This is a genomic window from Mesorhizobium sp. B2-4-15 (genome assembly GCF_006658505.1).
Lineage (GTDB): Bacteria > Pseudomonadota > Alphaproteobacteria > Rhizobiales > Rhizobiaceae > Mesorhizobium.
In genome coordinates this window covers 40,322-54,970 of record NZ_VFUZ01000034.1, presented here as the reverse complement: position 1 = coordinate 54,970, position 14,649 = coordinate 40,322, and the positions used below count along the sequence as shown (strand labels likewise).

Annotated in this window: 16 protein-coding genes; 8 read left to right on the top strand and 8 right to left on the bottom strand. The window is 63.3% G+C overall.

Annotated features, from left to right (window positions below):
• The 4 genes from FJ930_RS27250 to FJ930_RS27235 all read left to right on the top strand — a co-directional run.
• The coding region (locus FJ930_RS27250; protein WP_210243491.1) for an SdrD B-like domain-containing protein at positions 1-1,241 on the top strand (1,241 nt) is incomplete at its 5' end.
• A gap of 128 nt (positions 1,242-1,369) precedes the next feature.
• Positions 1,370-1,657: a hypothetical protein gene (locus FJ930_RS27245; RefSeq protein ID WP_140748785.1), complete on the top strand. Its 288-nt coding sequence runs from the start codon at positions 1,370-1,372 to the stop codon at positions 1,655-1,657.
• 496 nt (positions 1,658-2,153) lie between these two features.
• Complete coding sequence (locus FJ930_RS27240; RefSeq protein ID WP_141840849.1) at positions 2,154-2,843, top strand: SDR family NAD(P)-dependent oxidoreductase; 690 nt, start codon at positions 2,154-2,156, stop codon at positions 2,841-2,843.
• 391 nt (positions 2,844-3,234) lie between these two features.
• Entirely contained in the window at positions 3,235-3,486 is a 252-nt protein-coding gene (locus FJ930_RS27235) for a DUF768 domain-containing protein (RefSeq protein ID WP_140748791.1), read from the top strand.
• A gap of 53 nt (positions 3,487-3,539) precedes the next feature.
• On the opposite strand, the gene FJ930_RS27230 is transcribed toward FJ930_RS27235, so the two are convergent.
• The 3 genes from FJ930_RS27230 to FJ930_RS27220 form a co-directional block, all read right to left on the bottom strand.
• A complete protein-coding gene (locus tag FJ930_RS27230; RefSeq protein ID WP_141840848.1) occupies positions 3,540-4,658 on the bottom strand; it encodes a P1 family peptidase in 1,119 nt (372 codons plus the stop codon).
• Positions 4,659-4,776: 118 nt separating this feature from the next.
• Positions 4,777-6,408 carry an exodeoxyribonuclease VII large subunit gene (gene xseA / locus FJ930_RS27225; RefSeq protein ID WP_141840847.1) on the bottom strand — a complete coding sequence of 544 codons (1,632 nt, stop codon included), beginning with the start codon at positions 6,406-6,408 and terminating at the stop codon, positions 4,777-4,779.
• A gap of 82 nt (positions 6,409-6,490) precedes the next feature.
• Positions 6,491-7,447, bottom strand: a complete 957-nt coding sequence (locus FJ930_RS27220; protein WP_140748800.1) for a LysR substrate-binding domain-containing protein — start codon at positions 7,445-7,447, stop codon at positions 6,491-6,493.
• A 177-nt stretch (positions 7,448-7,624) separates the two neighbouring features.
• Here FJ930_RS27220 and FJ930_RS27215 point away from each other — a divergent pair, with 177 nt between their 5' ends.
• On the top strand, positions 7,625-7,915 hold the full coding sequence (locus FJ930_RS27215; RefSeq protein WP_140748803.1) for a DUF1127 domain-containing protein: 291 nt from the start codon (positions 7,625-7,627) through the stop codon (positions 7,913-7,915).
• 164 nt (positions 7,916-8,079) lie between these two features.
• Here the strand turns inward: FJ930_RS27215 and FJ930_RS27210 are convergent, their stop codons facing one another.
• The 3 genes from FJ930_RS27210 to FJ930_RS27200 form a co-directional block, all read right to left on the bottom strand.
• Positions 8,080-9,069 carry a DUF937 domain-containing protein gene (locus tag FJ930_RS27210; protein WP_141840846.1) on the bottom strand — a complete coding sequence of 330 codons (990 nt, stop codon included), beginning with the start codon at positions 9,067-9,069 and terminating at the stop codon, positions 8,080-8,082.
• Positions 9,070-9,159: 90 nt separating this feature from the next.
• Positions 9,160-10,533, bottom strand: coding sequence for a glutamate--cysteine ligase (locus FJ930_RS27205; protein ID WP_141840845.1), 1,374 nt, complete (start codon positions 10,531-10,533; stop codon positions 9,160-9,162).
• Between the two features lie 142 nt (positions 10,534-10,675).
• Positions 10,676-11,416, bottom strand: a complete 741-nt coding sequence (locus FJ930_RS27200; RefSeq protein WP_141840844.1) for a 16S rRNA (uracil(1498)-N(3))-methyltransferase — start codon at positions 11,414-11,416, stop codon at positions 10,676-10,678.
• 200 nt (positions 11,417-11,616) lie between these two features.
• Between FJ930_RS27200 and FJ930_RS27195 the strand changes: the two genes are divergently transcribed.
• Positions 11,617-11,961, top strand: a complete 345-nt coding sequence (locus FJ930_RS27195) for a GFA family protein (RefSeq protein WP_246677047.1) — start codon at positions 11,617-11,619, stop codon at positions 11,959-11,961.
• Between the two features lie 9 nt (positions 11,962-11,970).
• On the opposite strand, the gene FJ930_RS27190 is transcribed toward FJ930_RS27195, so the two are convergent.
• Entirely contained in the window at positions 11,971-12,606 is a 636-nt protein-coding gene (locus FJ930_RS27190; protein WP_141840843.1) for a hypothetical protein, read from the bottom strand.
• An 89-nt stretch (positions 12,607-12,695) separates the two neighbouring features.
• On the opposite strand from FJ930_RS27190, the gene FJ930_RS27185 reads away from it, so the two are divergent.
• A complete protein-coding gene (locus FJ930_RS27185) occupies positions 12,696-13,394 on the top strand; it encodes a type 1 glutamine amidotransferase (RefSeq protein WP_141840842.1) in 699 nt (232 codons plus the stop codon).
• A 293-nt stretch (positions 13,395-13,687) separates the two neighbouring features.
• Positions 13,688-13,819 (top strand): hypothetical protein, encoded by a 132-nt coding sequence (locus FJ930_RS30785; RefSeq protein ID WP_013893872.1) that lies wholly within the window; start codon positions 13,688-13,690, stop codon positions 13,817-13,819.
• A gap of 37 nt (positions 13,820-13,856) precedes the next feature.
• On the opposite strand, the gene FJ930_RS27175 is transcribed toward FJ930_RS30785, so the two are convergent.
• Positions 13,857-14,624 carry a metallophosphoesterase family protein gene (locus tag FJ930_RS27175; protein WP_141840841.1) on the bottom strand — a complete coding sequence of 256 codons (768 nt, stop codon included), beginning with the start codon at positions 14,622-14,624 and terminating at the stop codon, positions 13,857-13,859.
• Positions 14,625-14,649: the final 25 nt, after the last annotated feature.

The following is a 14,649-nucleotide window of genomic DNA, read 5'->3' as shown; positions in this document are numbered from 1 at the left end:
AGACGGTCGGTGCTGCCGGCTACGGCATTACCGGCACTTCTGGCACCAACCAGACCGGGCTCGACTTCGACAACTTCGTGCCGGGCTCCATCCATGGCTTCAAGTTCAATGACATGGATGCCAACGGCAAATACGATGGAAGCGATGTCCCGATGGCCGGCATCACCATCCAGTTGCAGGGTGATGTCGACGGCAACGGCACGATCGACACCCTTACGACGACGACTGGTGCAAATGGCTACTTCTCGTTCGGCAACCTTCATCCAGGTACCTATACGATCTCCGAGCTGTTCACGGATGGAACGACTTGGGGTGCGACCGTCGACCACAACAAGGATGGCGTTGGTGACGCCACCACGACGGTAACGGTGCTCAGCGGACAGGAACTCGTCGCGGTCGCCGGAGAGGAAGGGCAGCCCGACTCCCTGCACAGGGAAGTCAACGTCGGCAACGCCCTGACCTTCGGCAACCACGAACTCGGCGCCCTCGGGCTCACCCCGGGCTTCTGGTACAATCATGAATATGTCTGGGACGCGCCGATCCTCGGAACCGACACCAGCAATGGCGGCGTTGACGGAAAGGGTGTTTCGCTCGCTTCCAAGCTCGCCGCTGCCGGCACGATCTCGGCCCCGGACATCGCCAATAATCTACCCGGAAATCTCGATGTCGATCACGACAACCACAAGGATCTGCTATTCACGGATGCCAGCGGCAAGTCCCTGGTCATCGAGTGGGACGATGCCCGGGAGATCGTCGGCGGGGCTAACGGCACGGGCGGCGACAAGCTCGGCGATTTCGTCCGCTATGCGATCACCACGCTGCTCAATGGGGCCGGTGTCCCGAACTTCAGCGCGCCGGCGGGCATGATTGCCAACATCACCGACTGGCTGATCGCAAATGGCGGCGTGACGCATAACACGGACACCAATGGCGACGGCCAGGTAACTTCCGCCGATGCTTATATCCTCGACTACAACAATGCCACGGAACCGGGCAAAGACGGCTTCACCAAGACGGTCAAGGCAAGCAGCGCCGCCTGGCAGAGTTCAGTTGGCGGTGTGCCGTCGGGCAGCCAGATCTTTGCCGACATGAACGCCACCACCGATGGGGCCACCGGCAACAACATGATGCTGTCGCTGAACCAGTCGCACGTTTTCACCACCTTGGATGAGGGCGATCATTTCGGCATTGTTGCGGGTGCGCTGAATTACTCGGGCAGCTACCTGCAACTCCACGTTTGACGAACCGTGTGCGAATCTCGTGCATGCACCGATCGAGGGCGAGTTCGTCTCCCCCTCGATCCTGCGGGCCGGGTGGATCGACACCAATCGCGCGCGATCAAATTCGAGAAAAGGCAAAGAGGGCCGATATGAACCAGCGCGTTGAGAAGATCATCGACCGGCCCGATGCGCCGGAGATTTTTTGCGATGGCGCCCTGGCCATAAGTTTCCGCCAGGACGTGTTGCGCCTTACGCTCTATTCGGATCGTGTGGACGCCGAGGACCGCGCGAACATCAATCGCGTCGTTGTCGGGCAACTGTCGATGTCGCCGGCGGGGTTCGTCGATCTCTACAATCAGATGACCGCGGTCATGGCGCGACTGACCCAGGCCGGAAAGGTGCATCAGGTCGAACAGCCTGCACAACAGCTTTCCTAGCAGCAGACAGAGCGGGATGCCATCGCAGACGAAGCCTTGCTGGAAACAACGGATCAGCTCTTTCTGGCAAGCACCAGTCGCTGATCGTCCAGAGTGGCGCGTCGAGCTAACCAGAGGCACACAGGACTGGCGCGAGCATTCCCGATGTCGCGCGGCGCCATTAGGCCAATCTGCTGGAGTCGGAAATCGGAGTTGATGAGCTTCCCGTGCAGGAAAGGACAGAATTTCGCGATCCTGCCCGATCTTTAGAAAACCCTTCGTCGCTTCCGGCCGGAATTTGGTCCAAAAGGGAAAAACCCGTTCGGTGTTTCCTCCCATTTCGCCGAGCGGTGTTCCCCTCTGAAGGTTATGACCTTCTTTTTGGCCGGGCCGCTTTCGCGCCCGGCCATTTTTCTGGGCGCCGTGCACGTTGCTCGCGCCGCGCTGATCGGGCAAGCTTCAATAAAGGCCATGCGCCAGCCATTGGCCGCAATCAGTGGAAAGAGGGAGAGGTCTCATGACATCCAAAGTCGCCGTCATCGCCGGTGCAGGCTCCGGCTTGAGCGCCTCGCTTGCGCGTCTTTTCGCGAAGGAAGGGTTCCATGTGGTCCTGGCTGCCCGCAACGTTGAAAAGCTGGAAGCCTTGCAGGCGCAGACAGGCGCGCAGGCCGTGGCAACGGATGTCTCCGATCGCGCCTCGGTGGCGCGTCTGTTCGATGTCGCCGACAAGGCCGGCCCGCTCTCGCTCGTGGTTTTCAATGCCAGCGGACGCGCCCGCGGACCGATCGCCGAGCTCGATCCCGAGACCGTCCGGCAGGCTTTGCTGGTCGGGGCTTATGGCGGTTTCCTGGTTGGTCAGCAGGCGACCCACCGGCTCCTCGCCCAGGGGGCGGGCTCGATCTTCTTCACCGGAGCGACGGCAAGCGTGAAGGGGTTCGCGGGCTCCGCCGGTTTTGCAATGCCCAAATTCGGCTTGCGCGGGCTGGCGCAGTCCATGGCCCGTGAACTGGCGCCGAAGAACATCCACGTCGCGCATTTCATTATCGATGGCGCCATTGGCTCAGCCGTCTCCGGACAGGATTCCGAGCCTCAGGACCGCCGGCTGTCACCGGATGCGATCGCGCAGGCCTATCTCTCCATCCATCGCCAGCACCGCAGCGCATGGACCTGGGAAATGGAACTCAGGCCCTGGGTTGAGACCTTCTGACGGGCTGGCGCAATGCGCGACTTCCGAGCGTCCTGCGGGCACCGTTGAGAGGAGTCGACATTGCATGAGGATATCACTATATAGCGGCGGCCTCGCGGGCTCGCGCCTTGAAGTGCAACATGAGGCGGCTGTGGCCGCCATTGAGATACGAAACGGACTGAAAGCCGTAAAAGGTAGAAGCAATTGCTCGGAGCGGGGCAGATCCCGCCAACGGTACAGTCCTTCAGAATCAGAAAATGTTCTTCACCCCTCGATTCCCTTCGGCTCTGTGGACCTTGGACGGCATCGGCTTGCCGGCTGGCCGCGACTCGGCTGGAATGGGAGCATGCATCCTTTGTTGGATGCCGACGTTTATGATTACCAACCGGCTTTGCCGCCAGGGAACAGCAGTATGAGTGAACACGCGATCGAATTCTTGCGGGGATGGATCGGCGAAAAGGTCCATTGCCACTCCCATGCCAGGATCGAGAATCAGGCCGAGACGCTGGCCAAGGAATGCGCCGCCAAGGCGGCCGAGGTCGGCATCCCGCTGGAGGACATCCAGGAGGAAGTCGGCGATATCCAGGAACTGATCGCCTCCCGGCTCGAGGAAGCGGCCGAGGCCGACGAGCACCAGCAGCCTTCCAGCAAGGCCGCGGAATAAGTTTAGAGGCGCCCCTGTCTGAATGCGCGGGCTGTTCGGCCCGCGTTTTCCTCTCAGCCAAACTTTTCCTTTAGCCACGCTTTCGGCAATGCCGGCACGAAATTGCCGTCGCGCCCGGTCATGTCGTCATTGGCGACCAAAGCGTTGAGGATCGATTCTTCCACGGTCTGGATCACGGCATCGAAAAACGGATCGATGTCCGTATCGGGGATGAAATCGGCATTGGCGATGCGGCCCGATGGCGCCAGTGCCGCGTCGGGATTGGCTGTCGAGAAGGCGAGAAAGATATCGCCCGAGCTGTGATAGCCGAAGCCGCCGGTCATCGCGACGCCGAGCGGCACACGGCGGGCCAGCCGCTTCATCTGGTGCGGCAGGAACGGCGCGTCGGTGGCTATGACGGCAATGATGGAGCCCTTTTCGGCGCGCGGCGTTCCCTCGCGGACAGCCGGCTCGATAAGGTCCGGTCCGGCACGCAGGCCACGAAGGGTAAAATTGCGCCGCTTGCCGAAATTCGACTGCACGAAGGCGCCCACCGTGTAGCTGCGCCCTTGCCATGCGACGATGCGTGACGCCGTGCCGGAACCGGCCTTGAAGCCGAAAGTGATCATGCCGGTGCCGCCGCCGACGCTGCCTTCCTCGACCGGGCCGCCCGCCGCGCCATCGAGCGCCTCGGCGACATGCGCAAACGTCAAATGGTGGCCGTTTATGTCGTTGAGAAACCCGTCATAGGTCTCCGCCGCCACCGGCAGGCCCCAGGCGCTGTCGATTGCGGCCGGCAGCACTTGGTTCATCCAGCGCAGCGTGCCGTCACGCGAAACTCCGCAGGAATGCGTGTTGGTGATTGTGATCGGGAAGTTGAAAGCACCGGTTTCCTCGACGATATGCGAGCCGGTCAACTCACCATTGCCGTTCTGGCTGAAGATGCCGGCGAAAACCGGCGCGGCCAATTCGGCACGCGGCCTCGGCAGGATGGCGGTGACGCCGGTGCGCACCGGCCCCTTGCCGACGACGAGCGCGCCATCGCCCGATATCAGCGTCGAATAGCCGACCGCGACACCGGGCACGTCGGTGATCGCATTGAACGGCCCGGGCGTTCCGTCAAAGCCGATGCCGACGCTCCGCGCGCGCGGCTTGCCTGACGGCGTCGCAAGATGATGCGGATTGTCGGTCATGATCTCAGAGCATGATGCCGAAAAGTGTGAAGCGGTTTTCGGATGACATCATGCTCTAACCCTATGATTTAGAGCCGGATTCAGATTTTAGGTCGATTCGACCTGAAATCATCCGGCTCTAGAACAGCGATCCCTGTTTGCCGGGTTCCTTGGTCTTGGCCGCCGGCCTGGCAGCCGGCCTTGGCCGCGCGGTCCCGCTGGTTGCCACCGCATCCGCCGTGCCGTCCGCGAACTCCAACGACAGCGCCATCCCCGATGCCACGTCGGCCGCCTGCTTGATGACGGCGCCGTCGGCGTCCTTCACCAGCGCGAAGCCACGCGCCAGGACGGCCTTGTGGGAAAGCGTCGCCATCAGCCGGTCGGCCTGGCCAATGCGGCCGCGCAGCCGCTCCAGCCTGAGCAGTACCGCCTGGCTGCCACGTCTGGTCAGTGCCGTCAGCAAATCCCTCTGCACACGTTGCCGCCGCGCTGTCGGCTCGATCGTGATGCGACCCTGTAATAATGCCAACTGCTGCCTGTGACGCTGCAACGACGCCTTGGCGCATTTTGGCAACTGATCGGCGGCGCGGTTCAGTTCAGCGCGCCGTGCCCTCGTCAGCGCGCGCAGCGCCCCTTGCGCCCGCAAAAGGTTCCGATCGTTGGTGCGCCGCGCCTCGGCAATCCTCTGTGACAGCATCGCCGGCGTCAACTTTACGGCGAAGAATCGTGCCCGCTTGCGTTCGGTGGACACCATCAGGCCGCGGCCGAGCCGGCTCGTCGCATCATCGAGGCGCCGGCGCGGCAGCGCCAGCAATTGATCGGGCGAGGGCAGTGCGCGCGCCGCCGCGCGGGCTGCCTGCCGCTTGCGCTCGAAATTGCGCAGCACCGCGGCCTTCAGCCGCGCGCCGAGACTGGCAAGCGTCGCTTCGAGATCGGCCTTCACAGGCACGGCGATTTCGGCGGCACCCGTCGGTGTCGGCGCCCGCACATCCGCGACGAGGTCGATCAGCGTCCAGTCCGTCTCGTGGCCGACGGCGGAGATCACCGGAATGCCGGAGGCGGAAACAGCCCGGGCCAGTGTCTCGTCGTTGAAGCCCCACAGATCTTCCAGGCTGCCGCCGCCGCGCGCGACGATCAAAAGGTCGGGGCGCTGGATGGGGCCATCCCATGCCAGCGCGTTGAAGCCGGTGACGGCATTGGTCACTTCCGCGCTCGCGGTTTCGCCTTGCACGCGCACCGGCCAGACGAGCACATGCAGCGGAAAGCGGTCCTTGATGCGGTGGATGATATCGCGGATGACCGAGCCGGTTGGCGAGGTGACGACACCGATGACGCATGGCATGAACGGCAGCCGGCGTTTGCGGCCCGCGTCGAACAGCCCTTCCGCCTGCAGCCGGCGCTTGCGCTCTTCCAGCAGCGCCATCAGCGCTCCGGCGCCTGCCGGCTCGAGATTGTCGATGACGATCTGGTAGTTGGACTTGCCGGGATAGGTGGTGAGCTTGCCGGTGGCGATCACCTCCATCCCTTCCTCGGGACGGAATTTCAGCCGGCTCATCGTGCCCTTCCACACCACGGCATCGAGCCGCGCGCGGTCGTCTTTCAGCGCGAAATAGGCATGGCCGGAGGAGTGCGGTCCGCGATAGCCCGAAATTTCGCCGCGCACCCGCACATTGCCGAAGACGTCCTCGACCGTGCGCTTCAAGGCACCGGATATTTCGCTCACCGTGTATTCGGTGGCGTTGGTGCGTGATTCGGATGCTGCTTCGCTCATCGGTCGATTGGGGGCCGGTTGGCGCTCCACGTCAAGGCGCGTGTCAGGCCAGTTGTCCAGAACCTGGTGCGCCGGACCCTATCTACCAGCCCGGCAGGATCTGGTTCGGCCTGGTTCGTTTCATCTTGGAAAAGGCAAGTGCGGCGAAGTCGAAGGTTCCCGTCTCCTCGCCGAGCGGCACCGAGATATTGTCCAGGCTTTCCGAAATATGGCGGGCGAGCGCGTCGACGATCTCGGGTCGCGACGTCTGGCCGCGCATGATGCCGATGCGGCAGTCGGGCAGGGCGCCGAAGCCATCGGCCTCGCCCAGCACGCGCATGCCGGGCCTGAGAGCGCATTCCGGCAGCACGGAGATCGCCAGGCCGGACAGCACCGCGGCGGTGATGACGGTTGCCGAGAAGCTGGTGAAGAGGATGCGATAGTCGCGGTTCTGCTGGTCCAGCACATCCACGGCGGCGCGCCGCCAGATGCAGTTCGGCCGGCCAAAGGCCATCGGCAGGATTTCCTGCTCGTGTGTTGCGTGGTTGGCCGAGGAGACCCACAGCAGCGGTTCGCGCCGCACGACTTCCGATTGGCCGCGCACATCATTGTGGGTCACCAGCGCCAGGTCGAGATTGCCGCGCTTGATATGCTCGACCAGCCCCGGCGTCGGCTCGCAGATCACGGTCAGTTCGACACGCGGATTGGAGCGCGTGAAGCGCGCCATGATCTCGGGCAGGAAACGGTCGGCATAGTCGTCCGGCGTGCCGATGCGGATCGTGCCTTCGAGCCGCTGGTCATCGAAGGCGGCGAGTGTTTCGCGGTTGAGATAGAGCAGCCGTCTTGCATAGGAGAGCAGCTTGTCGCCTTCCTCCGTCAGCCTGTTGCTGCGCCCGTCCTTCTCGAACAGCGGCTTGCCGATCCGCTCTTCCAGCCGGCGCATCTGCATCGACACCGCCGACTGGGTGCGGTGCACTTCCTCCGCCGCGCGGGTGAAGCTGCCGGTGTCGGCGATTGAGATGAAGGTCTGCAACTGATCGAGATCGAGCGGCGCTTTCATCGGCGTGATCCATCATTGATGTTGATGCCTAGGATTAGAAACATTCGTTGGATTAATCAATTGGTCGATGGCAAATTGGCATTGTCCACATGAAAGCATGTGAATCGAAACCGGAGCGGCACCTGTCACTGGCGCCGCTTGCCCGGCTTCGTCCGCTCGACTCCGAAGGAGGCTGACATGACCACGATCGATTTCGCCACCGAGACCTCGCGCATCACCACGCGTCCGGCCGTTGCGACGCGCGTGGCAAATACCGTCTCCAAAGCCTACCGCGCCTGGAAAAATCGCCGCGCCTTCTATCGCCTTGGCGAGATGTCGGATGCCGAACTCGCCGATATCGGCCTGACGCGCGCCGACCTGCATGTCGCCATCGACGTGCCGTTTGGCCGCGACCCGACGGTGATCTTGCGTGAGATTGCCAGCGATCGCGTCGCAACGATCGAGGACATCGCCCGCAAGGTGGCCTGATTGGTTCCCGTTGAACCTTTTGAGGGGTCAGCGCAACCAAGGTTCTGCAGGCTCTCCACTCCCTGCCGGTTCCCCGCCGGCCTGCCTGCACATTGCCCGGTCCTCCCAAGGACCGGGCTTTTCTTTTCGGCTTGCTCGAAAATGGTGGGTTGTAGCGTGGCGCCCTACCGGCGGTCCATGTCGCGCTTGAACTGGTCGAAGATCGTTTCCACGCTCTTCTGGTATTCGTCGCGCTGCTGGGCGCCGGTCTCGAACATCTTGCCGAAGATATCGTCGAATGGATTCCTCGGCCTGCCGCTCGGGTTGGTCTGCGGCTGTGGTGCCTGACGCTGCTGCGGTGTCTCGGGCGCCGGCTGTCCGCTGCCAAATCCACTCCCGCCGCGCAGCATCTCCTCGAACATTTTTCCCAGCGGATTGTCGCCGTAAGGGCTCTGTGTCTGCTGCGGCTGCGGCCGGTTCCGTGGTTGCTGGGCAGCGCCACCGAACATGTCCTGCAGCACCTTGCCGAGCGGATTGTCGCCATAGGGATTGGGGGCCGGCAGCGGCTGGCTTTGCGTTTGCGGCGTGCCGCCAAACATATCCTGCAAGACCTTGCCAAGCGGGTTGTCCATCGGGGCCTGGGGCGGCGGCGCCTGCATGCCGCCACCCTGCCGCATCATCTGCTCGATGATCTCGCCGAGCGGATTGCCGCCGCCGAAGCCGCCTGCGGCCTGCATCGGAACTCCCGTCAACTGGTCCGTCGTCTGCTTGAACAGGCCGCCCATCACCATCGAGGCGATCGCGGGAAGCATCTGCTGCAGGATCTGCTGGCTGACGCCGCTCGCTTGCGCTGCCTGGCTGGCCACGGCGCGCGAAAGCTCTTTCGAGCCGAACAGGTGTCCCAGAATGCCGTTGCCTTCGTCGACGCCTTGCGGCGAGAAGGCGCGCGTCGCATCCTCGAAATACTTGGCGTGCTGGCCGCTGGCCATCGCGGTCATGAACGCGCCGAGCCCGTAGGGATCGGCGGTGTTGCGCTGCAACCCTTGCGAAAAGGCCGGCAGCAGCGCGGCGACCGCCGCCTGCGTCTGCTGCATCGAAAGCCCGTATTGCTGGGCAAGCGCCTGCATGCCGTTGCCGTTCTGGGCCTGCGTCAGCATGTCGAACAAGGTAGGCATCGGCGTCTCCTCCGGGAAATCCTCGGCTGAGAGCCTAGTTCGTTTCATCACTCTATTGAAGCGGGTTTTGCCGCTCCTCAACGCGCCGGGTCAGTAGGCGTATTCCATGAACACAGGCTCGATCGAGCCGCCCCAGCGCGTGTGGTAAGCGGAAAGCATCTCCTCGGCGCTGGTGGTGCCGCGCGCCACGACCTCGTCGAGCGTGTTGAGGAACGACGTCTCGTCATAGCCGTCGCGGTTCTTCTTGCCGCGGTTCTTCAGCCCCAGGCGCGAAATGGCCAGCACATCGCGCGCCATCTCGCGCAGCGTGGCGTTGCGGAAGGGCGCGGAAATGCCTTGCTCGGGCACCGCGTTGCGCATCGCCAGAACTTCCTCGTAAGTCCAGCTCGAGGTCAACGCCTCGGCCGCGTCGAGCGCGGCCTCGTCGTAGAGCAGCCCGACCCAGAAGGCCGGCAGCGCGCAGATGCGCCGCCAAGGGCCGCCGTCGGCGCCGCGCATTTCGAGGAAGCGCTTCAGCCGCACGTCCGGGAACAACGTCGACAGGTGGTTCGCCCAATCGCCCATGGTCGGCAGACCGTCCGGCACTTCATTGCGCGCGGCCCCGGCCATGAACTGGCGGAAGGTGATATGCGTCATGTCGTGATAGCGGCCGTCGCGAATGACGAAATACATCGGCACGTCGAGCGCCCATTCGACGTAGTCGACGAAACCGAAATCGGGCGAGAAGCAGAATTCGAGCAGTCCGGAGCGCTGGTTGTCGGTGTCGCGCCAGATGTCGCCACGCCAGCTCTGCAGGCCGTTTGGGCGGCTCTCGGTGAAAGGCGAGTTGGCGAACAGCGCCGTCGACAGCGGCTGCAGCTTCAGCGACACCTGCATCTTGCGGCGCATGTCGGCTTCGCTCTCGAAGTCGAGGTTCACCTGGATCGTGCAGGTGCGGTACATCATGTCGAGGCCCTTGGTGCCGACCTTGGGCATGTAGCGCGTCATGATCTCATAGCGCGACTTCGGCATTTTCGGCGTCTCGGCCAGTGACCATTTCGGGCTGCCGCCGAGGCCGAGAAAGCGGATACCCATCGGCTCGGCGATCTCGCGCACCTGCGCCAGATGGGCATTGCCCTCGCGGCAGGTCTGGTGGATCGTCTCCAGCGGTGCACCGGAAAGCTCGAACTGGCCGCCGGGCTCGAGCGATATCGCCCCTTGTCCGGTTGGCTCGACCAGGCCGATGATGCGGCCGTCATCGATGATCGGATCCCAGCCGAGCTTGTTTTGCATGCCTTCGAGGATGGCGCGGATACCGCGTTCGCCGCCATAGGGCACCGGTGCGTTGCCATCGACATAGAACGGGAATTTCTCGTGCTCGGTGCCGATGCGCCACTTGTCACGTGGTTTGTTGCCCTCGGCCAGGTGCTCGACGAGTTCGTCGACGCCTTCGATGGGCCGGAAATCGGTTGTGTCGCGCGCCATGATCAAGCCCTCAAGAGCAGCCGGAGGGCCGCCGGGGGTAAATGGACGAAATGTCAGCAGCCGATCAAGCGAAAAATCCTGAGCCAGAGGTCAAGAGGAATTGAAGAGCGCGCCTTCTTGCTCGGAGGGAGAAAGAAGAGCCTCACCAATCTCCGATCGTCGCCTGCATGACGGCAAGTGCGGCCACGGCCGCCGTGTCGGCGCGCAGGATGCGCGGCCCGAGCGGAATGGCGGTCACGAAGGGCAGGGCGCGCAGCATCTTGCGCTCGTCATCGGAAAAGCCGCCTTCCGGCCCGACCAGCAGCGCCAGCTTCTTCTCCTTCACCTTCACCTGCCGCAAAGCCGGCAGCGGATTGTTGGTCGAGGCGTCCTCGTCGCAGAAGACCAGCCGCCGCTCCTTGTCCCACCCGGTCAGCAGGCGTTCGAACCTTTCCGCCTCGCGAACCTCCGGCACCGCCAGGATGCCGCACTGCTCGGCGGCCTCGACGACATTGGCGCGCAGGCGATCGATTGACGGCTTCGCCACTTGGGTATGTTGGGTGATGACCGGCTGCAGGATGCCCGCGCCCATCTCGACCGCTTTCTGCACGAGATAGTCGAGGCGGCCCTGCTTCAGTGGCGCGAAACAGTAGATGAGGTTGGGCAGTGGCGGCTGTGGCCGTTGCAGCGTCAGCACTTTCAGCCGCACCGCCCTTTTTGATTTGGCGGCAATCGCAGCCGACCATTCGCCATCGCGGCCATTGAAGACGAGGATCTCCGCGCCCTCGGCGAGCCGCAGCACATGCATGAGATAATGGCTCTGCTGCTGAGCGGCATCGAACTCGACGTCCGCCGCGAGATCGTCGGACACGAACAGGCGTTGCATCTTGTAATTGGCGCGCATGGCCGAGGAATGGTCGACGCTGCCCGTGGCGTCAAGCCTGCATGCCGGCCGTACAGCAAAGACGACATGGCGCTGTCGGAATGCCGATGCCCGTCTTTTGCTCCATCGCGCAGTCTGGAGTGCAGAAGAATGCGGTCTGGAGGCGTGGGTTGGAAAGGATTACACGAGGCGGCTGTTTGTGCGGTGCCGTGAGCTATGAGTTGAGCGGTGAACTGCGTCCGATCGTTGCTTGCCATTGCAATCAGTGCAGAAAGGCAACCGGCCATTTCGGGGCGGCCACGCAGGTTGAACAGCAACGGGCGACCATCACAGGCGATACGCTGCGTTGGTTCAGATCGTCTGAGCACGCCGAGCGCGCCTTCTGCTGCGTATGTGGTGGAAATCTGTTCTGGCGCCAGGTTGGCAGCCCGTTCATTTCGGTCTGGGCCGGGACCATAGACGGCAAGACCGGTCTGAAAATGGAAAGCCAATTGTATCCGGAATCCGCGGGCGACTACTATGAGTTGCCGGCGGTTCCCGTGGTGCCGCAGTCGGAATTGAAGTAGCGCGACTGCTCAGCTTGCCCAGGCCGGTCGATACCCGGCGCCAAGCACGGCCACGGCCGTCATCGGCGTGATCATGAACGGATCGGCAAGGTCGGGTGCGTCGAGGCCGATCGCCGGCCCATAACCGCCGAAACTCCAGGGCAGCGCCGCACCGTCACGCAGCGCGTAGGGCCTGTTGCCGGCCGCGATCATCGTGCCGTCCGGCAGGGCCATGATCGACGTGCGATCGAGCTTCACCGCTTGCCCGCCGGAAGCCAGCCGCTCCTTGTGCAATCGCCTATCGACCTGCGGCGCGCGCGGTTCGGCAATGCCGAAGGCCTTGCCGAAGTGGCCGACAAAATCCCTGGCCCGCTCGCGCTGGCAAAAGAAACAAGGCCGGTGACCCGCGGCCAGCGCCGTCACCTCGTCGAGGAAAAACAGCTCGGTCCAGCCGGGCTTGCCACCCGGCCGGTTGCGGCCCATCGGCTCGCGCCGCACGTTGCGGAACTGGCACACGCAGATGATCCACGCCTGCAAGGCCCAACGTTTCTTCAACAGGGTCTTCGTTTCGGGATCGTGGATGATGCCGCGATTGCCGGTGAACAGGCCGCGCTCGGGCACGGCGTGGATGGCGCCGAACGGATCGACCCGGTTCTGCAGTGGCATAGTTCTCTCCCAGGATACGCATCTTGGCTGCGACACTAGCGGCATGATATCGCTCCTCGCATCATTTTGATGTCAGCAAGGTTTTGCGGATGCGGGTGCTGGTGGTCCAGAACTACGACAATACCGGCCTCGGCCAGGTTGGTGCCGCACTCGCGGAAGCGGGTGCCGATCTCGATGTGCGCCTGCCCTACAAGGGCGATCCGCTGCCGGACGACGCGACTGGCCACGATGCCATGGTGGTGCTCGGCGGCGGCCAGAATGCGCTGGCCGACGATGAATATCCCTATTTCCCGACGTTGCTGGAACTGACCCGCGATTTCGCCGGCAAGGATCGCGCCGTGCTCGGCATCTGCCTCGGCAGTCAGCTCGTCGCCCGCGCCTTCGGCGGCGAGAACCGCATCGGCGGCGCCAACGAATTCGGCTGGCACGGCGTTTCGCTGACGCCGGACGCCAAGGCCGATCCGGTATTGGCCGCGCTGCCTGAAAAATTCCCGATCTTCCAGTGGCACGACGACACGTTCGAACTGCCGGAAAACGCCGTGCGGCTCGCCGGCAATCACGTCGCCGAGAATCAGGCGTTTCGTGTCGGCCGCGCGGTCTACGGCTTCCAGTTCCATTTCGAGGCCGACCGGCCGATGGTCAAGGACTGGAGTTCCTCCTTCGCGCCCGTTATCGCCGCGCGCCATCCCGACTGGGCAGGCAAGCTTGACGGCGAAATGGCCCGCAACGGCCCCGACGCGGATGCCGCCGGCCTTGCCATTGCTCGCGCCTGGGTCGCGACCATCTGAGCATCCGCCCTCCGCAGCCCGCCGCGTGACATAATTGGCACGCGGCCCTGAATCCGTCTGGGGAAAACACCTTTCATCCTTGGCTTGTGTCCGCCCGCTGTCCTAGAAGGCGCGCGCTCTGCATCGGCAGTGCAACCGCGATGAACCTTTTGTGTGACCCGTGCGACACACCTCCGATACAGAACATGCCTAGAAGCGCGAAATCGCCGAAAATTTGAAGCGAATTCTCCGTTTCAACGCATTGGTAACCGTCCCATGCACAGATGCAGAAAGCTCAACAAGAGATGACTTCCGTGAAAGCAGCGCTTCTGTCCTTTGCCATGCTGTCCGCCATCGTGCTTTGCGGCCTGGGTATTTATGCCGCGGATGCAGCCAACAACCACAACGCCGTCGACGGCTACGGCGTCACCGCCTCCCTTCGCTAAAGCCGGAGCCTCTCTCGCGTCCTCTAGCGCGCGCCGCTCAAGCTTCCTTTATCGCCATTTCCAGGATGCGTTTGTCCGCTCCGTCCACGACGAGCGCGGTAAGCATGCCTGATTGCCAGGCAAGCGTGTCGACATTGACGCGGTTGGCCATCACCTCCGCCTCAGGGACCGGGGTGTGGCCGTGCACCACGATCTTGGGGAAGAGGCCGGTGTGATCGTGGAAAACGTCACGGATCCAGATCAGGTCCTGCGGGTTTTGCTTCTCCAGGGGAATGCCGGGCCTGATACCGGCATGGCAGAAGAAGAAGTCGCCGAAGCTCACTGAGAAGGGCAGCGAGCGCAGGAAGTCGATATGGCTTTGCGGCACGGCTTCGAGGAGGGCCGCGTGCCCCCGTCTCATCGTCTCCATCTTGCCGAACCAACCGGCGTCGGCGGCGAGCGACACCCCATAGGACAGCGCCGTCTGGACGCCGCCATAGCGCATGAAAAGCCCTTCCGGGTCAGGGGTTCTCAGAAAATCGAGAAAGCCGGTGTCATGGTTGCCGGCGAGCATCAGATTGCGCGGATCGCGTTCGCGCGCCTCGATCAGAAAATCGATGACACCCCCGGAGTCCGGCCCACGGTCGACATAGTCGCCGAGGTGAATCACCCGCCAGTCGCGAGCCGGTTGCCACTCCAACTCGCTCTCGATCCGCCGGTGCATGGCGGCCAGCAGGTCGAGCCGGCCATGCACGTCGCCGATCGCGTAGAGACGCACACCATCCGGCCCATACGCGTCGAGGAAATGGATGCCGGGTTCCGCCAATTTCTCGTGGTCTCCGTGGTCGGAT